We start from the raw sequence: 21,134 nt of genomic DNA on the forward strand, positions 1-21,134 counted from the left end.
TTTATTTTAATGTTGCATACATTACAGCTTTAATTGTATGCATTCTATTTTCAGCTTCATCGAATACCTTTGATTGAGGGCTTTCAAAGACTTCGTCTGCTACTTCCATTTCTGGAATTCCATATTTTTCATATATTTGTTCACCGATAATTGTATGTCTATCGTGGAATGAAGGTAAGCAGTGTAAGAATATTGCTTCTTTACTTGCATAACTCATTGCCTTCTTATTTACTTGGTAAGGACTTAATAATTTAATTCTTTCTGCCCATACTGAATCTGGTTCTCCCATTGATACCCATATATCAGTGTAAATAACATCAGCATCTTTACATCCTTCTTCAACGCTATCAGTAAATCTAATTACTGAACCTGTCTTCTTTGCAATTTCTTTAGCTTTTTCTATTAATGAAGCTTCAGGAATTAATTCTTTTGGTCCACATGCTGTAAAGTTTAATCCCATTTTAGCACAAGCTATTAATAATGAATTTGCCACATTATTTCTAGCATCTCCCATAAATGTAAAGTTTAAACCTTTTAAGTGCCCAAAGTTTTCTTCTATTGTTAATAAATCAGCAAGCATTTGTGTTGGATGGAACATATCTGTTAATCCATTCCATACTGGTACACCTGCTTTATCAGATAATTCTTGAACTAAATCTTGTGAGAATCCTCTGTATTCTATACCATCATACATTCTTCCAAGTACTCTTGCAGTATCTGCTATACTTTCTTTTTTACCCATTTGAGATGATCCTGGTTCAAGGTATGTAACACCCATACCTAAATCATTACCAGCAACTTCAAACGCACATCTTGTACGAGTAGATGTCTTTTCAAATAATAAGGCAATGTTTTTACCTTCTAGATATTTATGAGGTGTTCTTGTCAATTTTAATTCTTTAAATTTCTTTGATAAATCTAATAAATATCTAATATCTTGACTTGTAAAATCTAATAGTTTTAAAAAACTTCTTCCTTGTAAATTCTTTGGCATTTGTTTTCTTTCCCTTCTTTTGTGTATTTAATTAATTATCTTCTCTAACAAGTGGCATACTCATACATCTAGGACCTCCACGTCCTCTTGATAATTCGGCACTTGGCATTTCGATAACATTAATTCCATGTTCTCTTAGTAACTTATTAGTAACTTCATTTCTTTCATATACTACAACAGTACCAGGTGCTATACATAATGTATTTGAACCATCGTTCCATTGTTCTCTTTCAGCAGCTATTCTGTCTCCACCACCGCAAGGGATTAAAGTAACTTTTCTTCCAACATATTTAGTTAATATGTCTTCTAATTTTCCTTCTTGTGGAACAACCTTAACATCATTTCCATCTCTTGTAATTTCAAATACTTGTAATGGACCTAATATTGCAGGGTGTACACTGAATTTATCATAATCTATTTGTGTAAATACTGTATCTAAGTGCATAAATGCTCTTGATTCAGCAATTCTAAATGCTAGTATAGTCTTAATGTGAGAATTCTTTTCATCGAATAAGATATTCTTAGCAACTAAGTCTATAGCAGGAGCTTCAGTTCTTTGTGAAATTCCTATTGCTAATGTTTCATCATTAATATTTAAAACGTCTCCACCTTCAATATGGAAAGGATTTGTTCTGTCATAGAACATTGTTACCTTACCTTTGTATTCTGGATGATAGTGGAAAATATAGTATGCATATATAGTTTCTCTATTTCTTGTTACAGAGTACATTCTATTTAAGATAACACCGTTTTGTACAGATGCAAATGGATCTCTTGTAAAGTATAAATTAGGCATAGGATCAAGTATTAATTCTGTTGGATCTTCAAGGTAACTTACTAAATCATGTCTTGGAATATTTAATTCTGACATATTTACACCTTCCATAGTCTTTAATACCATTTCCTTAGTATCTTTATAGCTTAAGAAGAAATCTAATAAAGCTTTTTTATAAACTTCAAGCTTTACGCCACCTTCTTCAATGAATTGTTTCAAGAATTGAACCTTTAATTCATGAGAAGTATCTAGTGTTTCTGCAACTAAATCTTCTAGATATACAACTTCTACACCATTGTCTCTCAAAATCTTAGCAAACGCATCATGTTCTGCTTGTGCCACTCTCAAGAATGGAACATCATCAAACAATAATCTTTGTAATGAATCTGGAGTAAGATTTAATAATTCTCTACCAGGTCTGTGAAGTAAAACTTTTTTAAGCTTGTTTATTTCGCTTCTAACATTTATAACCATATAATCGGCCTCCTATCAGCTTACTTTGTATAACATAGATTCCCTATGTCTACCCTTAGTATATCTTGATAAAATTTTTAATATGGAATTTTTACATAGATTTTTTTGTAAAATACGTTTAATCTCCTCACGTTGATTATAACTTGATTTTTAATTTAAGCAAGCTTGTCATATTTTTTTGCATTTAATCTCTTCATATAGTAAAATACCTTCGAGGTGATATAATGGATATTTCATTTAGAATAGATTATACTAGATTCAACTTAAGAGCAAGAGCCATTGTAGTTAAGGATAATAAGTTACTAACAATAGATGATAAGGGATTTTACTACTACTTACCTGGTGGTAGAATAGATATAGCTGAAAATGCAAAAACAGCTTTAGTAAGAGAAATTAAAGAAGAACTTGGTTTAGATGCAAACATTAAAAAATGTGTATATGTTCATGAAGCACTATACAATAAAAATCACGAAGTTTGTTTTTACTTTTTAGTGGATATCAAAAATTTACCCACTCATAATTTTACACATATGGAAGGTAAAAAAATAAATAAATTTTATTGGTTAGACTTAGATACTATCGATAAATACACTGTTTATCCTGTGGAAATTATAAAACTAATCAAAGAAAATAATTTTGAAAAAAACATTATTTTTGATTAATTTTTTTAATTATGGTAAAATTTGTATAAATTGTATTTGAAAGGAGATTTATGGACTTTTTAAATATTGTAAATGCGATTTTATACTATCCCATATTAATAATCATATTGATTGCAAGTGGGCTATACTTTACATTTAAAACTGGGGTTATACAAATAAGCTTATTTAAAAATGCTTTCTCAGTTATAACAGAAACTCCAAAAAAAGGAGAAGTCTCATCATTTCAAGCTCTAATGGTTTCAACAGCCTCAAGAGTTGGTACAGGTAATATTGTTGGTGTTTCAAACGCAATATGTATAGGTGGATATGGTGCCATATTTTGGATGTGGATAATTGCCATAATAGGTTCATCTTCTGCGTTTATTGAATCTACACTAGCACAGATATACAAGAAGAAGGGAAAAACAAATTCATATGGTGGACCTTCATACTACATTCAAACTGGTATTGGAAGTAGAACATTAGGACTAATATTTGCCATAAGTTTAATACTAACATATGCAGTTGGATTTAATATGTTAGCTTCATTTAATTTACAAGATTCATTTAGAGTATATAGTTTCTACAATTCAACAACTACACCTTGGATAATAGGTTTAGTTCTTGCAATATTAGCAGGATTTTGCATATTAGGTGGAGGTAAGAGAATAATAAAAGCAACTAGTATACTTGTCCCAATAATGGGTATAGTATTTATACTTGTTTCACTAATTATTGTTCTAAAAAACTACTACCTTTTCCCTATAGTTATGAAAAAGATATTTGTAGATGCTTTTAACTTCCGTGCAATATTTGGTGGTATATCAAGTTCATGTTTAGTTGAAGGTATAAAAAGAGGACTATACTCTAATGAAGCAGGTATGGGATCTAGCCCTAACGCTGCAGCTAGTGCAAAGACTTCACACCCTGTAAAACAAGGTCTTGTTCAAATGACATCTGTATTTATTGATACTCTAGTTATTTGTTCAGCAACAGCCTTTATTTGTCTATCATCTGGTATAAGTCCTGATGCAAGTATTGCAGGTGCAAAATATGTTCAATTAGCTTTAGCAACAGTTTTTGGTTTTTATGGACATATATTCGTTACTTTCTCACTAGCACTATTTGCATTTACAACACTACTAGGTAATCTATACTATGTAGATTCTTGTATTGCATATTGTTTAAAAAAAGTTCCTTCAAAGAACTTCCAAATTGCATATAGAATACTTGCAAGTATATTTATCTTCCTTGGTTGTGGAATGAGAATGGATTTTGCATGGAATTTATCAGACTTTTTAATGGGTATTATGTGCTTAATTAATATACCTACTATACTATACTTATCTAATATTGCGTTTAAAGCATTAGATGACTATAAATCACAACTTAAAAAAGGTCTAGATCCAGTATTTATTGCAAAAAATATAGGGCTTGATGATAGTAAATTAGATTATTGGAAATAATTTGCTAAATAAAAAAAACACTATATACTCTAATTGAGGTGGTAATGTGATTAAGTTAAAAGATATACAAAATGCATATGATAAAATACAAAAAAGCATCAAAAAAACTCCATTAATGGAGTGTCCCACATTAGATGAAATTACTAATAGCACTGTCTTATTAAAACTAGAAAATCTTCAAAGAACTGGATCTTTCAAAGTACGTGGTGCTATGAATAAGATTATGAATCTAACTGAAGAAGAAAAAAGTCATGGTGTTATTGCATCATCAGCTGGTAACCATGCACAAGGTGTAGCCCTAGGTGCTAAATCAATAGGTATTAATGCTACAATAGTAATGCCTGAAACAGCACCCTTATCTAAAGTTATTGCTACAAAAAATTTTGGTGCACGTGTTATACAACATGGACAATACTATGATGAAGCCTACAACAAAGCCCTAGAAATACAAGAAAAAGAAAATTTAGTATTTTTACACCCCTTCAATGACGATTATGTTATTGCAGGTCAAGGTACAATAGGACTTGAAATATTAAATGAAGTTTCTGATATAGATGCAATATTTGTTCCTGTTGGTGGTGGTGGACTATTATCAGGTATAGCAGTTGCCGTAAAGAGTATAAATCCTAATATTAAGGTATATGGTGTAGAAGCAAATGGTGCTGCTTCTATGAAGGAATCAGTAAGTAATAAGAAGATAATACAATTAAAATCATGTCATACAATAGCAGACGGTATTGCCGTTGCAAAAGTTGGTGACAAAACATTTGAAATTGTTCAAAAATATGTGGACAAAATCATATCTGTTAGTGAAGAAGAAATAACTTCTGCAATACTATTCTTACTAGAAAAATCAAAAGTTGTAGCAGAAGGTGCAGGTGCTACATCACTAGCAGGTCTTCTATCAAATCAAGTTGATATTAAAGGTAAAAAGGTTTGTTGTGTAATTTCTGGTGGTAACATAGATATTAATAATGTAGAAAAGATAATTAATAAGGCACAAATACTTAAAGGAAGAAGAATAGAATTTACAGTAAAATTATCTGATTCTATAGGACAAGTTAATAATGTAACTGAAATATTAAAGGAATACAAGGCAAATATACTTTATTTAAATCAAACTAGATATGATATAGATCTTGATGTTAATGAACAATTATTGAATATTGTAATAGAATGCCGTGATGAAGAACACGGAATTGCAATTCTAACTGCCCTAAAAGACAGTGGATTTAAAATTAATAGAAAATAAAGAGCTGTAAGGCTCTTTTTTTGTTATTTTTTTATTTTACTTTACTATTCGCACAAAATATTGTAAAATATTTTTACATATTTTAAATTGGAGATGATTATGTCAAAAATAAAGGACAAACTAATTTTTAAACTTTTAATCAGTGTTGTTTTAGGTATGATAATTGGTCAATTCTCAAGCACTAAAAATATTATTCTACTTGAGACTATAAAATACATTTTAGGTCAAATCATATTCTTTACAATACCGTTAATAATACTTGGATTTATAGCTCCTGCTATAGCAAAGCTAAAAAATAATGCAGGTAAGATGTTAATTACTATGTTAAGTTTATCTTATCTATCATCAATTGGTGCAGCATTTTTTTCAATGATACTAGGGTATAGTATAATTCCATATTTATCAATAAACTCTAGTGTAAAAGGTTTAAGAACTTTACCAGAAGTATTTTTTAAACTAGACATACCACCAATTATGCCTGTAATGTCAGCTCTTATTCTGGCAATCTTCATTGGACTAGCTGTAGTATGGACTAATTCAGAAATTTTTACAAACATTCTACTAGACTTTAACAAAATAGTTTTAGCACTAGTTAATAGAATAGTAATACCAATTCTACCCATATTTATATTTTGTACATTTGCTAGTTTAGCATATGAGGGTAGTATTACAAAACAACTTCCAGTATTTATTAAAATAATAGGTATAATAATAATCTGCCATTTTGTATGGCTAAGTGTACTGTACGCAATAGGTGCTATTGTTTCTAAAAAAAATCCTTTTGATATTATACGAAACTATATCCCTGCTTACTTAACAGCAGTAGGTACTATGTCTTCTGCTGCTACATTACCAGTTGCACTAAAATGTGCTAAAAATACAAAGGTCTTAAAAAAAGATATAATTGACTTTGCAATACCACTGGGTTCAACAACACATCTTTGCGGTTCGGTTTTAACAGAGGTTTTCTTTTTGATGACAGTCTCAAGAATTCTTTATTCAAAATTGCCTAGTTTACCTACGATGATAATATTCATCATCTTACTTGGTATATTTGCAGTAGGTGCTCCTGGTGTACCTGGAGGTACAGTACTTGCATCACTAGGAATTATTGTATCAGTACTTAAATTTAATGATACAGGAATAGCTTTAATGCTTACAATATTTGCACTTCAAGACAGTTTTGGTACAGCATGTAACATCACTGGTGATGGTGCATTAGCATTAATTCTACAAGGAATATTTGAAAACAATCAAAGAGTGTCAAATTAAAGTTTGGCACTTTTTATCTCTAAGTAAAATTTAGGCTTAAAAATTTTACTTAAAACTGGTATACTTATTCTAAGTAAAATGAGTTTTACTTAGAGAGATCTAAAAATATATAGAACAAAAAAATCTCCCATTTTTTGAGAGATTTTTTTATGCTTAATTATTTTGTTTTTTATTAAAATACATTTCATAAACTACTGGAATAAATGCTCCTATCAAGAAACATAATACAACAATAATTTTCTTATTGAATCTTCCTTTTATTCTATAATTAGTAATTCTAATAATATCACTTTGATCTTCCTTTATTTGCTTATATGTTACTAATTTAGAAATTGTTGAATCTGCCAATGCATCTCTATACTTTTCAATATCTGTCTTTGTATTAAGCTCGTTATACTGTCTATTTAAGTTATCAACCATAGTTGTAAAATATTGTGTTTTCCAACTTAGTATATATTTGTTTGCCAAGTTTGCATATTCCTTAGAGAATAGTATGGCATCATCTTTTGACTTAGTTTGAAATGTTAATTTAACTGTTGAATCTTCACCAGGTTTTTCTACTAATAGACCTTTTGATAATGTGTATTCATCAGTTTGTTTAAATATATTTTTTACTAATTTTGAATTATCTCTTAAATAATCTAAATAATTAAGTGAACTTAATATGTATTTTGCGTCTTCATTCATTTCTTTTAAATATTTATCATTTACATACATAGTTGTCTCTACCTTATATCCTCCTACAAATGATAGAGCTACATATGAAATAATTGCTAATATTAAACCTAATATGAATGATTTAAAAATTTTATTTAATTCCATTTATTACTTCCAATACTTGTTTTTCAAATGTCTTTAATTTATTTTCTGAAACTTTTTCATCTTTATCTTTTACATAAATGTATAATTTGATTTTTGGTTCAGTTCCAGATGGTCTTAATGTATACCAGCTTTCATCTTCGTATGTTACCTTAAATGCATTTGTCTTTTCATTATCAACTGGTTTAGTTTCACCAGTTTTTACATTTGTGATAACTTGTGTTTCATAGTCAGTAGTTTCGCTTACATTAACGCCTAATATTTGCTTAGGATATATATTTCTGAATTCCTTCATCATTCTAGCGATTCTCTTTTGTCCTTCTTCTCCTTCAAGTACAATAGAAACTCCCTTTTCCTTATAGTATCCGAATTCTTTAAATAAATCTTCTAATACATCATATAGTGTCTTACCATGTTTCTTGTAATATGCTGCCATTTCAGCAAATAGAACAGCTGATGTAACACCATCTTTATCTCTTACGAATGTACCAACATTGTATCCAACACTTTCTTCATATCCTAGTACATAAGTCTTTTCATGTGTTACGGCATATCTATTTGATAATTCACAGATATTTTTAAATCCTGTTAGAACATTTATCATTTCAACACCATATTTTTCACATATAGGTCTTCCCATTTCTCCTGTAACTATTGATTTAACTATTACTGGATTTTTTGGTAAAGTTCCTTTTTCACTCATAGTTGATAATAGGTAATTAATTAATAGTACACCTGCTTGGTTACCGTTAATAGGTATTATCTTACCTTTGTGAACAACTTCTATTGCTAATCTATCTGAATCTGGATCTGTTGCTATTATTATATCTCCATTTACTTTAGGACATAATTTATTTGCATATTCAAATACTTCTACAAATTCTGGATTAGGATATGCAATTGTTGGGAAATGTCCATCTGGGTTTTCTTGTTCTTTTACAACAAATACATTTTCATAACCTTTTTCAGCTAACACTGTTTTTACTGCCTTGTATCCTGCACCATTTAGTGGTGTATATACAATTCTTAAGCTCTTATCTATTTCATCATCAGTTCTTAGTGATTGTGCCTTAACATTTTCATAATATGCTCTGTCAACTTCTTCACCTATTATTGTTAACATACCAGACTTAACAGCTTCATCAAATGTTAGTGTCTTATAATCTTTAAATATATCTAGTTGTTTTATCTTATCTAGTACTCTATTTGCAATTCTATCTTTAATTTGTGATCCTTCAGTCCAATAAACCTTATACCCATTATATATTTTTGGATTATGTGATGCAGTAATATTAACACCTGATGTACATTTTAAGTATCTTACTGCAAATGATAATTCTGGTGTTGGTCTTAATGCTTCAAATAGGTATGTCTTTATACCTGCACTTGCCATTATTAAAGCAGCTTCTCTTGCAAATTCTGGTGACATAATTCTACAATCATGTGCGAATACTATACCCTTCTTTTTTGCTTCTTCACCTTCTTCAATAATTACTTCTGCTAATGCTCTTGTTGCTCTTGCTATAACTAATCTATTCATTCTATTAGTTCCAGCACCTAACTTACCTCTTAATCCAGCTGTACCAAATTCTAGTTCTTTATAAAATCTATCTTTGATTTCAGAATCATTTCCTTTAATTTCTTCTAATTGTTTTCTTAAATCTTCATCTAAATTTTTGTGATTTAACCATTCTTGGTACTTTTCGATATAGCTCATATTTTCCTCCTAATTATTATCTAACAATAACTATTACAGGTTCTATAGGCACTCTATGTCCAGCCTTATTCTTTGATTTTACACCTAGCCACTCATAAAGAATCTTAACTACCTCATCCTTGTTTCTCACACATTTATGTGATAATGGATAGGTACCAAGTTTACTTTCTGTTATCTTTTTTCTTTGAGTTCTAGTTTCCTTAGGTTCGTATAAGGATGGAATGCCATGTAGATATGCTCCACCTGTAAATCTTATCGCATATCTTGCATCACCTATAACCTTAGTAGTATCAATATCTGATGTATATGTCATTACTGGTTTGGATATTGCAACTAAGAAATTCCCTAAAGGTGTTTCAAATCCATATTTTGAATTTTTACCAGTCGTAATTAACCCATTAATTATTACTCTAAAGTTACCTGTTTCGTTATCTTTCATAAGTGCAAAAATATTTTGATTTTTTTTATCAATAAATATGTATTTAGTGATAAATTTACCATCTAGCTCTAATTTTTTTAAGTTTTTCTTATATTTTTTGTTCAAAATTAGCTCTGGATAAGTTTGCACCTTAATATTATACCCTTTTTTTTCTTCAGAATCAATAGATAAGATGGTCCTATCTTGTAAATTATAGTGGTCTTTTGTACCTACTTCGTATGCTGTTATACTCTGATTTGAACCATTTCCATACTTGTCTTTTTTAAGACCACTAGAATAACTCAAGGGTGCATAACAGTCAATAAAATATATTTTATCAATATCTTTGTACAAAAACTCTTCTAGTTTTTCTATTTCTTCTATGGCTTTTTCATAATTAAATTCACGCTTCAAAACGCTTTTCTCATTAACAAAACCAACTATTTTGTTTATCTTTACTTCATACCATTTTGAATGTTTTGTACTTACTTTAGCAATAATTTGTATATTCTTATTCCCACCTACTGTAAGTAGAGTCTTAGACCTATTATTAGGCTCTTTTTTTACACTTACTGCTCTTTTAGTAAAAACATAATGCGAAAATTTTGGTGAATACTTATTATATCCTTCTTCGAACTCTAAATTAGATTTATTAGGCTCTTCATATTTTTCTATATATTTATACTCCACAGAAAAGGTATAAACTGATAGAAAAATTAAAAATAAAATCCTTTTCATTATATATCAACAGACACTATAATCGATTCTCCAACTTCTTTATTCATTGTAACACCGTATAGTCTATCTGCTCCTTTCATAGTTTCCTTATTATGTGTAATCATAATAAATTGCGAGTATGTAAACTTATTTAATAATTCAACTAATTTTTTTGTATTTTGCTCATCAAGTGCAGCTTCTACTTCATCAAAGAAAGTAAATGGAGATGGCTTATACATAAATATTGAGATTATAAACGCAACTGCTAGCATAGATTTTTCACCACCAGATAACAAACTCAATGTTTGCTCAGGCTTATTCCTATACTTCACGCTCAATTCTAACCCTGTTTCTATAAGATTATCTTCATCTTGTATTTTTAACACACCTTTTGCACCATGTAATAACTCACGACACATATATGTAAAGTTTTTACCTATTTCTTCTATAGCATTTTTAAACTTGTATACTATATCACCATCAATATCATCTATTAATTTTAATACTGATTCTTCTGCTCTTAATAAGTCAAATTTATCATTTCGCATTTTTTCAAATCTAGCATTTTCTTCTTCATATTCTTTTATTGATCCTAGATTAACATCCCCTAATTCTTGTCTTGATTTTTCATTTATGCTAATTTTTCTCTCAAACATCTTAACTTTTAATAAATCAACATCTTCTTCATACTCTTCATTAGATTTAATATCTTCACTAAATTCTTCTAATTTACTTAGCATATTAGTATATTTTTCTAATTCAGTATTATCCTTTTCTATTTTATCTAGTAAATTCCCATATTCATTTTTTCTAGTATTTTGCTCTATTTCACATTTAGACTTTTGCTCTATAAGTTCCTTATACTCACTAGACTTATCAATATTTTCTTTTGTTAATCTATTAATCTCTTCTTTTGATTTTACATCACTTTCTTGGATTTCTACTATTTCCCCCTTTATACTTTCTAGTTCTTCCTCAAGATTATGATAATTTTCTTCTTTCTTGTCTAAAAAATCAGCTAATTCCCTATATTCTTCATTATTCTTCTCTAACTTAGCATAAACTTCATTGTATTTTGCCAATATATTATTATACTTCTCATTCTCAACAGCTAAGTCTATTCTTAAACTTTCTAGTTTCTTTTTCTCTACATCTGTATTTTGTAATGTTTCCAGTTGACTTTTTAAAGTCTTTTCATTTTCATCATTTACTACAATAGCCATATTAATATCATGTATTAACTTATCATTTTCATTAATATCTTTTTCTTTTTGAGATATGAAGTCATTGTTTTCATTCATCTCATAGCTATATGTAGTAATTTCTCTTAATATTGACTTTTTGTTGTGTGAATAATTTTCATAGACTGTTCTTTTTTCATCTATTAATGAATTTAATTTTTCAACTTCCTTATTAACCACAAGTATTTCATTTGTTTTTTGATTAAGTCTTTTTTCTATACTTTCTTTTTCTTCCTTGTATGTGTTTAATAGACTAGTTCTTTTTAATGTTTCGTCTACCTTTTTTGTAATATATCCTCCAGTTATTCTACCAGTAGATGATATTACATCTCCAGCTAAACTTACTATTCTATCTTTAAAAGTTTTAGATAATTCTATACCCTCTTTTAAGTCATCAACTATTACAGCATTAGAAAATACGTGCTCTATAACCCTATCTATCTTAGGATTACCCGTCTTATTCTTCACCAAATTTCTAGCAAAGTTGTACTTTCCATTATTCAAGTTCTTCTTAGAAAGATTTTGTACAGGTAAAAATGATGCTACACCCACCTTATTACCCTTTAATATATCTACATATTTACGTGCAACCTCACTATTTTCAACTACTATATCATTTAAACTATACCCTGCAATAGTTGTTATCGCTAAATGGTATTTTTCATCTACTTCTATCATGTTGACTAAGGGTCCATAAACTAAATTATCATCCTTTGACTTATTACAAACAAATTGTATAGCATTATTCATTAATTTAAAATTATTAATACTATTATTCAAAACATCATATTTTGTTCTAATTTCTTCTAACTTTGTATGTATTGCATTTCTTTCATTGTTTAACTTAGAATATTCTTCTTTTTTTAATGCATACTCTTCTTTTAATGAATTAAATTCTTTCTCATCAAATGAGGTAGATTCTAAGCTTTTTAATTTTAAATCAGCCTGTTCTTTTTCTTTTGTTACTTGCTCTAACTTAGATTTTGCATATTTTATTCTTTTTTTTGCATCCTCAGTTGTCATATTAATTTTTAACTTGTCTACTTCGTAATTCTTCCTATTATCCTCACACCCCCTTATTTCCTCTTCAATTCTAAGCTTTTTGTCTGTCTTAGACTTCAATATTTTCTCTATATCTAAAATATTTTCTTTTTTCGCATCAATATCTGCCTTACTTTTCACTAATTTTTCTCTATTCTCCTCAACAATTTTGGAAACTTCCTCTTTGTCTTGTATAAGTTTTTGCTTTTCTTTTTCTTTAGCATTAACTTCAGATGTGAAATTAGCTTTTTTAGTAATTAACTCAACTTGCTTATCGCTTAAATCCTTAAGCTTTTCATTGTTTTCATCACTAGAATTAAGCAATTCATTTAATCTTGCATTTATTATCTTTTTTTCATCGTTATTCTTTTGTATTTTATCAGTATACTCCTGTATACTTTCTTCGCTCTTCTTTATACTCTCTTCTATATTAACTTTCTTTACATTAAAGTCTTCAATCTCATTTTTAAATTGATTAGTATAGTAAGTATATGACATATATTTTAAAGTGTTAATCTTTTTTGTAAACGCTCTATACTGTCTTGCCTTTGTAGATTGAGTTTTTAATTCTTCAACTCTTTTTTCTAAGTCTTTTTCTACAAACTCTATCTTTTCTAATTCATTTTTAACACTTTCAAATTTCTTTAAAGCTAAATCTTTTTCAACTTTAGCCTTCTTTATACCTGCTGCTTCATCAATAATATTTCTTAATTCAACAGATGATGATGATATTATACGCTCAACCTTACCTTGACCTATTACTGAATAAGCTTGCTTACCTATTCCTGTATCCATAAGTAGATTATTAATATCTTTTAGTCTAGTTCTTTTACCATTTAAACTATAGATATTCTCACCATTCCTATTTATACTTCTTGTTATCACCAAATCATCAGCATCGTAGTCTATATACTTATCTGAATTATCTATATACAAACTAACAGTAGCACTAGATCTTGCTTTTTTGTTTTTACCACCCGAAAAGATAACATCTTGACCATCTTTTGCACGTATAGACTTGTAGCTTTGTTCACCTAGAACCCATAATACGGCATCTAATATGTTGCTCTTTCCACTACCATTAGGTCCAACTATAGCTGTTATCCCTTTTGTAAAGTCAAGGTTAACCTTATTAGAAAATGATTTAAACCCATTTATCTCTATACCTTTTAAATACATCCTAAACTCCCAGCATATTCATTTAGACCACTTTGTATATCATAATGTGTTTCAAATGAAGTTTTTGATTTTAACAAGTCATTAGATAGTCTACTATCCCTAATATCTCCAAGTCTTTTTTCTCTATGTATTGCATCTTTTTTGTATGAAAATGCTTTTTTCATTGCAGAAAACAATTCATTTATACTAGTCTTCCCATTATTTGATACATTAAATGTTTCATTTTTTACATTTTCTACACCCACTAAGTAGTTAGCATTAGCTACATCTTTTACATAAATGAAGTCTCTTGTTTGTTCTCCATCACCGTCTATATATATATCTTTGTTATTCTTCATTGCATCACTAAATATTGCAACTACTCCTGCTTCACCAAGACAAGATTGTCTTGGACCAAAAACATTTGAGTATCTTAATATTACATATTGTAGATTAAATAAGTCGTGGTATAGTCTTACATATTTTTCACTAGTCATCTTAGTTAGACCGTAAAATGATAAGGCTTGTAACTCATCTGTTTCATATGAAACACTACTTTTAGGAACTCCATATACTGCAGCAGATGATGCTGTTATGAATTTTTTAACATTTGTCTTAACACAGCATTCTAACACATTAACTAATCCCATTATATTAATATCAGCATCATTATATGGATCTTTAATAGAACAACCAACACTTATCTGTGCAGCTTCATTGTACACTATGTCTGGTTTTTCCATTTTAAAGATATCAATAAGATTCTTGTCACGAATGTCTTGTTTATAGAATTTAACATTTGAAAGTCCTTTAATATTATCTAAAGTACCAGAACTTAGATTATCTACTACTACAACTTCGTGTCCCTTCTCAACAAATTTTTCAACTATGTGTGAGCCAATAAATCCTGCTCCTCCTGTTACTAATACTTTCATATTTTTCCTTTCTATATTCATCACGCAGTGCGTATAAACCACTTTTTTTAATAACTAAATTTACATATATTATACAATATTTTTAATCATTTATCTATCAACAATATATATTTAATCACTAAAAAAGAGCACATCATATGCGTGCTCCTTATTATTACCATTCGTATCTAATATTTAAATTTGTTTTTATTGATGTACTTTCATATGCTGAGTTCATAACAGTAACTGGTACTCCAACTGATCCAGATAAAGTTAATCCGTTTACTGGTACGTATTTTATACTTACCTTTGGTGTTACTACAAACTTAACATCTTCAACTTTTTCTTTTGTTTTAAACTTAACATTTGCATCTAATTCAGGACTTACTGTGAATTTATCTGTAGCATTGAAGTCATACTTAGCATTTGCACCAAATTCAAATAATCCAATATGATTATCACCAACTTTTAATTCTGATAATGTTGCATTAGCTTTTAAAGTTAATTTATCTATACCTGTATACTTAACATCTGCCATTACACCATAATTTACATAATTAAGGTCACTTGCCTTTTCATATCCATGTCCAACAAATCCAGTTATATTAAGTGTTTTTCTATAATTCAACCCTAATGAATACATATGTATGTATGTTAATGGTGATACATTCCATTTAGGATTAACAAAAGATAATAGGTCTTTATTACCTAAATATTCATTCTTAAAGTCTATTTCTCCATTAAATTGATATTTAAATCTAAACTTACCAACTAAGTCTAAATCATTGCTTACTGCATACTTACCGTCTAATTTTGCAGAAACATACTTCATAGCATCTTCACCCTTGTATGAGTGTTGTACTGAAAGTCCCCCTGATAATACATCTGATACTCCAAAGTATGCAGTATGTGTAGACTTAATTAATGTAGCAAAATCTTTAGTAATTTCTCTATTACCTTTAATGTAAGTATTAGAGAAAGGCACATTTAAAACAGAGTTAACACCAAACACAGCACCTTCTGTCTTATAGCTTAAGTCACCTTCTAAATCAATACCACCATTATCTTTGTATACTTCGATTTGGTTCTTAGCAGCAGTCTTTGCATTAATTGATGCTTCATTATCAGTAATATCTTTTTTTGCTTTTTCTAGTGCTTCTACAAGTGCTTTTGCTTTAGGATCATCCTTATCATATTTTCCATTTTCATTATTATTTAGTAATATTTTACTATTCTCATATTCTTCTTTCAGTGGTTTTAATGCTTTATCTATTTCGTTAATTTTTTTCTCATTTTTTTCTTTTTCTAACTTAGCAGTATTTTTAGTTTGTTTTAAATACTCCAATGTTCCTTTTTCCTTAGTTACATTATTCTCCTGATCTTCTTTATCTTTTTTAAATTTTTTCTCAAGTTGCTGTAATTCATCTCCAGTTTTTTGTTTTTTTTCATTTTCATATTGTTCAATAATATTTGCTAATTTATTTTCTTCAGCAGTAACTTTATCTTTTTGAACATTTATTTTTTCTTGAGATTCTTTAATAACTCCTTCTTGTTTTTCTATTTTTTCTAACTCTTCTTGTTTTTCTTTTTCTTTTTTATCTATATCCTTTTTTAATTGACCATCATCGGCTGTCTTAGCTTTTAATTCATCAACAACTTTCTTCTCAAGCTTTATCTTCTCTCTAACATCATTCTCTGCCTTAACTTTAGCTTGTGCTAGTTCTGCTCTCTTGCTTTCTAGTTTTTGTATTTCTTCTTTTAGTTCTCTTACTTGTGCCATTTCTTTTTCTGCTTCTTCAGCGTGGAATTTTGGCTTGATTGTTGCTTTTACGTATGAGTTTATTCCTGTTTCTTTTTTAGATAGGTCGTATTTTATCCATACACTTGAATGATTTAAAAAGTTTTTAGATGTTGTATTATTTAACTGTAAGTCTTTAAATTTAAAATCTCCTCCAAAGCTTAGGTTAGTCCTCTCTACATTTACTTGTGTTTTAACACCTAATTCTTTCGCAGTGAATGTTGCGTCAGTATTTTTTTTAAAATTGGCTTCATTTTCATTGTACGCTTCTACAAAACCGTTAGTTTTTGAAAAAGTCGCAACAGATGAAATTATTGTCAACAATATTAATGTCTTTTTCACTATAAATTTCTCCTTCTCATATTTAATTTTTAACTTTGTCAAGATTATTCTACACAGAAAATGAGTAAAAAAAAAGACTTTCCTAAGTTAAAGTCAATTTATTTTTTAACTTCTTTTAGGCTAGCCTTATTTTTCGCTGTATTTTATACGTTTTTTAGCTATTAACTTTTTTAACTATCTTCCTTTACCGAATAACACTATCTTTACAGTATCAAGTATTATTAATACATCAAGTATTAATGAATAGTTTTTTATATAATACAAATCATATTGCAATTTTCTATATGAATCCTCTATACTAGCACCATATGGATATTTAACTTGTGCCCAACCAGTTAAGCCTGGCTTTACTATATGTCTTAAATTGTAGTATGGTATTTCTTTTTCTAATGTATTGATAAAGAACTGTCTTTCTGGTCTTGGACCTACAAAGCTCATTTGTCCCACTATTACGTTGTATAGTTGAGGTAATTCATCTATTCTTGTCTTTCTCATAATATTACCAAACTTTGTTATTCTGTCATCATGTTCTGATGCCCATTTAGGCCCGTCTTTTTCTGAATCTGTTCTCATAGATCTAAACTTAAATATCTTAAATGGCTTATTATTCTCACCTATTCTTTCTTGTGAGTATATTACAGGCCCACGTGACTCTAACTTTATTATCACAGCTGAAATCAACATTATCGGTAGAGCAGGTATAAGGATAATGATAGCAAAACAAATATCAAATATTCTCTTAATATTCTTCTTTATACTATCTTGATAAGAACTAAAACCACTTTCTACCATAAAGTACTTCTTACTAAGTCTTTTAATAGGTAATCTTTTTAACACAATTTCATAGAATGTGATATCTCTATATATCTTTACACCAGATATTCTACAGTTTAAAAACATATCTGATAATGCTGGGTCATCCAACATTCCTGAATCAAAATCTACTATTATTGTTGTTCTGTTCTTTGCTATTTCTTCTTTCAACTTATTCTTGTCATTCGTATCAAGTATTACCTTATATAGCTTAGTATTTTTCATTTCATTAACTATTTCGCCCTTATACTCATTAGTTCCTAAAAGAATTACCCTGTCCTTTATATTAATACTAGATATTATTAAGAACTTTGCAACTATTTGGTACAGTAATACTACACCAAAGAATATTACTCCCTCCATCATTTGATAAAAAACAAACACATCAAAGAATAGCATTAGTAAGAAGTTCGCTATGACACAAAGAAACATTTGCTTCAAATCAAATATTCTATATTCAAAGTTAAATATATTTAGTATGTAGTATATGGGAAAGGCAATAATGAAGTAAAGTAAAAATGTTTTATCTACTGGCTTATATATCAAATACTGTGCCAAGAAAAGCACCAAGATATTAATTGTTACAAAAAGTAGTCTATAGCTATTTCTGTTAATCGTTCTTTTCATCTATTTTCTCCTATTTTTAAGTAATGCTGTAATGATGTAGTATAGGGTGTAATAAATTGAAGCTAATATGCTAAGTTTTTCATAATTTCTATATATATTCCATCTATGCATTAATGTCTTCGCCTTATTACTAGATCTAGACTTTGATAGAACCCTATAATTCGCAAGCCTCTTATTTAACCCATAGATATATTTAGCCTCTTTTATTAACTCTAACCATAATAGGTAATCCTCATTTTTATCTATTTCTTTAAATTCTCTTTTTCCAAAATACTTTTTATCATAGATTAATGTCAGACAGCCAACTTGGTTGTTTTTTAGCATATCTTCATAGCATATTTTTTCATCTACATCAACATACCCTATATTCCTATCATTTTCATCAACCCTATTATACCCCGTACAAGATATCTTGGCATCTTTTTCTATCATAAATTTAATTTGTTCTTCTAATTTTGTTTTAAGCCAAACATCATCAGAATCAAGAAAAGATATATACCTACCAGTTGAGGCTTCTATTCCAACATTTCTTGCATGACATACACCAGCATTTTTTTCTAAATCTATTATCTTTATTCTCTTATCATCATATGACTTACAAATATCAAGACTATTATCACAAGACTTATCGTTTATTAAAATTAATTCAAAATTCTCATAACTCTGAGATAATACACTATCAATAGTTCTTTTTAAATATTTCCCACTATTATACACAGGCGTTATTATACTAACTTTTTCCATTCCTATTTCCTTTTAATTATCATATTATACAATCTTTCACAATTTTTGTTATCTACATACTTAAAGTACTCAGTTGCGTCCTTTATCTTTCCATTTTCTAAATCATCTATTAAATCTTCTACTGTTTCATTAGATCTTGAAAAGAAATTATCAAGATCAACATAACTTCCAACTTGATCTAGGTATTTTTTCTTGTCATATTGATAAAAACATACCTTCTTACCTAGATAGAAAAAATCATAGCATACACTTGAATAGTCTGTTATTAATACCTTAGCATTTAATAGCTCATCTGTAATATTAGCATTTTTATCAAGAATTTGTATACTAGTATTTTCTACTTCTAATTTAACTCTATCACGTGCTAACTGATGTAAGTACACACGTAACTTCATATTAGTCTTTTTTAAATATTCATGTAACTTACTATTATTCAAAAATTCATTTACACCATCATCATCATACTTTCTCCATGTTGGCATATACAGTATATCATGTGTACTAACAGTATCTTTTCTATTGTATAGCTTATCATATCTCGGATAACCACAAACATACATAGTATCTTCTGGCATTTTCCAATCATTGACCTTTATACTCTTTTCAAACTCACTATCACATGGATTTAGATTATATGACTTTAATAGCTTATCTATTTGTTTTTTTAATCTCTTATGCATAGGACTACGTTTTTTAAGACCTACAGTTCCATGATTCAAAAATACCTTAAAACATTTTCTGTGATAGTATGAAATTAAAGGTACAGCACATAAATACGGCACTATATCAGCAGATATTGAGTGAGAAAAAAGTGCAACCTTGCTTTTCATAAAGTAAATATATGACTTTATACTCCCCCTTATTAAATACCGTATATTTTTTTCATCAAATTCTTTTCTAAATTTAGCATTCTTATCTAATACCCAGTAAACTTCAATATTATCTTTAGTTAATAGATATTCATGCATAGCTCTTCCATTATCTGCATACATTTCCCCTTTATTACCACCAATTAACCATATTTCTTTTTTCAATGGTATAAAGGGTGAGAGTATATATGCAATTAACATATTGAATAAACACTTAATCATATTCCAAAAATCCCCTTATTCTACCTTTTAGTACAGTATAATGATACATTCTATTCTTTGTTAATATCATACCACCTATATTCCTAATTAACTTATATATATATATTAGATAATATCCAGGTTCATTTCTCTTAGTAATTTCTTTCTTGCATAATGCTCCATAACCCATAGCATACTTGTATGCCCTATCAAGATCAGTGTAATTACCTTTTTTAGCAGGATGATAAACAACATCGCAAGAAAAATATCTTCCCTTGTAGCCTCTGTTCAATAGTTCTAGAACATAATCTGTTTCCTCACCACTACCAAATTGTGCACCTACACCTAATTTTGTATCAAATAGGAGTACATCTTCTCCCTTAATATTAACAAAAAAAGTAATGGACTTTATTGTCAACTCTACATTTCCTACTGATATATCGCAATCTTCTGTAGCCATTACCCCTGTACCGTAGTTTTTACCTCTTTCTAAAGTTCTACATGAGTATATGGTCTTTGGTTTATCGTACAAATACTTAACGGCTTTTTCTATTGTATCTTCCTTGTATTCACAATCATCATCAGGAAAAGCTACTATTTCTCCACTGGCATAAAAAAGCCCCTTATTCCTATTAACACTAATACCTTTTATATCACTTCTAATGTGCTTTATTTCAAATATTTTACTGTATTTTTCTACTATATCATCTAACACATCTTCAACATTTTGATCCACCACTATTACTTCAAAATTCTTGTATGTTTGATTAACAAGACTTTCAAAAAAAATTCTTACATCTTCTATTCTTCCTAAAGTTGCAAGTATTAATGAAACTTTCAT

At 28.8% G+C, this 21,134-nt stretch carries 16 protein-coding genes; 4 read left to right on the plus strand and 12 right to left on the minus strand.

What is annotated here, in order from left to right:
• Position 1: 1 nt before the first annotated feature.
• Positions 2-994 carry an ornithine carbamoyltransferase gene (gene argF / locus VC03_RS03965; RefSeq protein WP_046328766.1) on the minus strand — a complete coding sequence of 331 codons (993 nt, stop codon included), beginning with the start codon at positions 992-994 and terminating at the stop codon, positions 2-4.
• 31 nt (positions 995-1,025) lie between these two features.
• Positions 1,026-2,243, minus strand: coding sequence for an arginine deiminase (arcA, locus tag VC03_RS03970; protein WP_046328767.1), 1,218 nt, complete (start codon positions 2,241-2,243; stop codon positions 1,026-1,028).
• A 224-nt stretch (positions 2,244-2,467) separates the two neighbouring features.
• Between arcA and VC03_RS03975 the strand changes: the two genes are divergently transcribed.
• From VC03_RS03975 to VC03_RS03990, 4 genes are all read left to right on the plus strand, one after another.
• A complete protein-coding gene (locus tag VC03_RS03975; RefSeq protein WP_052727698.1) occupies positions 2,468-2,905 on the plus strand; it encodes an NUDIX hydrolase in 438 nt (145 codons plus the stop codon).
• 50 nt (positions 2,906-2,955) lie between these two features.
• Positions 2,956-4,350, plus strand: a complete 1,395-nt coding sequence (locus VC03_RS03980; RefSeq protein ID WP_046328768.1) for an alanine/glycine:cation symporter family protein — start codon at positions 2,956-2,958, stop codon at positions 4,348-4,350.
• A 46-nt stretch (positions 4,351-4,396) separates the two neighbouring features.
• On the plus strand, positions 4,397-5,602 hold the full coding sequence (ilvA, locus tag VC03_RS03985) for a threonine ammonia-lyase (RefSeq protein ID WP_046328769.1): 1,206 nt from the start codon (positions 4,397-4,399) through the stop codon (positions 5,600-5,602).
• Between the two features lie 93 nt (positions 5,603-5,695).
• Positions 5,696-6,874 (plus strand): dicarboxylate/amino acid:cation symporter, encoded by a 1,179-nt coding sequence (locus VC03_RS03990; protein WP_420804479.1) that lies wholly within the window; start codon positions 5,696-5,698, stop codon positions 6,872-6,874.
• Between the two features lie 153 nt (positions 6,875-7,027).
• Here VC03_RS03990 and VC03_RS03995 read toward each other — a convergent pair whose 3' ends face one another.
• The 10 genes from VC03_RS03995 to VC03_RS04040 form a co-directional block, all read right to left on the minus strand.
• Entirely contained in the window at positions 7,028-7,696 is a 669-nt protein-coding gene (locus VC03_RS03995) for a hypothetical protein (protein ID WP_046328771.1), read from the minus strand.
• Positions 7,683-9,410, minus strand: a complete 1,728-nt coding sequence (locus VC03_RS04000; RefSeq protein WP_046328772.1) for a phospho-sugar mutase — start codon at positions 9,408-9,410, stop codon at positions 7,683-7,685. The genes VC03_RS03995 and VC03_RS04000 overlap by 14 nt, the downstream gene beginning before the upstream one ends.
• A 16-nt stretch (positions 9,411-9,426) precedes the next feature.
• Entirely contained in the window at positions 9,427-10,566 is a 1,140-nt protein-coding gene (locus tag VC03_RS04005) for a L,D-transpeptidase (protein ID WP_046328773.1), read from the minus strand.
• Positions 10,566-14,006: a chromosome segregation protein SMC gene (gene smc, locus VC03_RS04010; protein WP_046328774.1), complete on the minus strand. Its 3,441-nt coding sequence runs from the start codon at positions 14,004-14,006 to the stop codon at positions 10,566-10,568. Before smc ends, VC03_RS04005 begins: the two co-directional genes overlap by 1 nt.
• Positions 13,997-14,920 (minus strand): NAD-dependent epimerase/dehydratase family protein, encoded by a 924-nt coding sequence (locus tag VC03_RS04015; protein WP_046328775.1) that lies wholly within the window; start codon positions 14,918-14,920, stop codon positions 13,997-13,999. Before VC03_RS04015 ends, smc begins: the two co-directional genes overlap by 10 nt.
• 154 nt (positions 14,921-15,074) lie before the next feature.
• Positions 15,075-17,039: a TonB-dependent receptor gene (locus VC03_RS04020; protein ID WP_046328776.1), complete on the minus strand. Its 1,965-nt coding sequence runs from the start codon at positions 17,037-17,039 to the stop codon at positions 15,075-15,077.
• 174 nt (positions 17,040-17,213) lie between these two features.
• Positions 17,214-18,479 (minus strand): exopolysaccharide biosynthesis polyprenyl glycosylphosphotransferase, encoded by a 1,266-nt coding sequence (locus tag VC03_RS04025; protein WP_046328777.1) that lies wholly within the window; start codon positions 18,477-18,479, stop codon positions 17,214-17,216.
• On the minus strand, positions 18,480-19,223 hold the full coding sequence (locus VC03_RS04030) for a glycosyltransferase family 2 protein (RefSeq protein WP_046328778.1): 744 nt from the start codon (positions 19,221-19,223) through the stop codon (positions 18,480-18,482).
• 2 nt (positions 19,224-19,225) lie between these two features.
• The gene (locus VC03_RS04035; RefSeq protein WP_046328779.1) at positions 19,226-20,314 is read right to left on the minus strand and encodes a CDP-glycerol glycerophosphotransferase family protein; all 1,089 of its coding nucleotides are present in this window, start codon (positions 20,312-20,314) and stop codon (positions 19,226-19,228) included.
• Entirely contained in the window at positions 20,307-21,134 is an 828-nt protein-coding gene (locus VC03_RS04040) for a glycosyltransferase family 2 protein (RefSeq protein WP_046328780.1), read from the minus strand. Before VC03_RS04040 ends, VC03_RS04035 begins: the two co-directional genes overlap by 8 nt.

Source organism: Sneathia vaginalis (assembly GCF_000973085.1).
Taxonomy (GTDB): domain Bacteria; phylum Fusobacteriota; class Fusobacteriia; order Fusobacteriales; family Leptotrichiaceae; genus Sneathia; species Sneathia vaginalis.

Excerpts from the sequence above, each read along its gene's own strand:
- arcA (WP_046328767.1), bottom strand. The coding sequence starts at position 2,243 with ATGGTTATAAATGTTAGAAGCGAAATAAACAAGCTTAAAAAAGTTTTA.
- VC03_RS04015 (WP_046328775.1), bottom strand. The coding sequence starts at position 14,920 with ATGAAAGTATTAGTAACAGGAGGAGCAGGATTTATTGGCTCACACATA.
- VC03_RS04040 (WP_046328780.1), bottom strand. The coding sequence starts at position 21,134 with ATGAAAGTTTCATTAATACTTGCAACTTTAGGAAGAATAGAAGATGTA.
- VC03_RS04035 (WP_046328779.1), bottom strand. The coding sequence starts at position 20,314 with ATGATTAAGTGTTTATTCAATATGTTAATTGCATATATACTCTCACCC.
- smc (WP_046328774.1), bottom strand. The coding sequence starts at position 14,006 with ATGTATTTAAAAGGTATAGAGATAAATGGGTTTAAATCATTTTCTAAT.
- VC03_RS03995 (WP_046328771.1), bottom strand. The coding sequence starts at position 7,696 with ATGGAATTAAATAAAATTTTTAAATCATTCATATTAGGTTTAATATTA.
- VC03_RS04025 (WP_046328777.1), bottom strand. The coding sequence starts at position 18,479 with ATGAAAAGAACGATTAACAGAAATAGCTATAGACTACTTTTTGTAACA.
- argF (WP_046328766.1), bottom strand. The coding sequence starts at position 994 with ATGCCAAAGAATTTACAAGGAAGAAGTTTTTTAAAACTATTAGATTTT.
- VC03_RS04005 (WP_046328773.1), bottom strand. The coding sequence starts at position 10,566 with ATGAAAAGGATTTTATTTTTAATTTTTCTATCAGTTTATACCTTTTCT.
- VC03_RS03980 (WP_046328768.1), top strand. The coding sequence starts at position 2,956 with ATGGACTTTTTAAATATTGTAAATGCGATTTTATACTATCCCATATTA.
- VC03_RS04030 (WP_046328778.1), bottom strand. The coding sequence starts at position 19,223 with ATGGAAAAAGTTAGTATAATAACGCCTGTGTATAATAGTGGGAAATAT.
- VC03_RS03990 (WP_420804479.1), top strand. The coding sequence starts at position 5,696 with ATGATTATGTCAAAAATAAAGGACAAACTAATTTTTAAACTTTTAATC.
- VC03_RS03975 (WP_052727698.1), top strand. The coding sequence starts at position 2,468 with ATGGATATTTCATTTAGAATAGATTATACTAGATTCAACTTAAGAGCA.
- VC03_RS04000 (WP_046328772.1), bottom strand. The coding sequence starts at position 9,410 with ATGAGCTATATCGAAAAGTACCAAGAATGGTTAAATCACAAAAATTTA.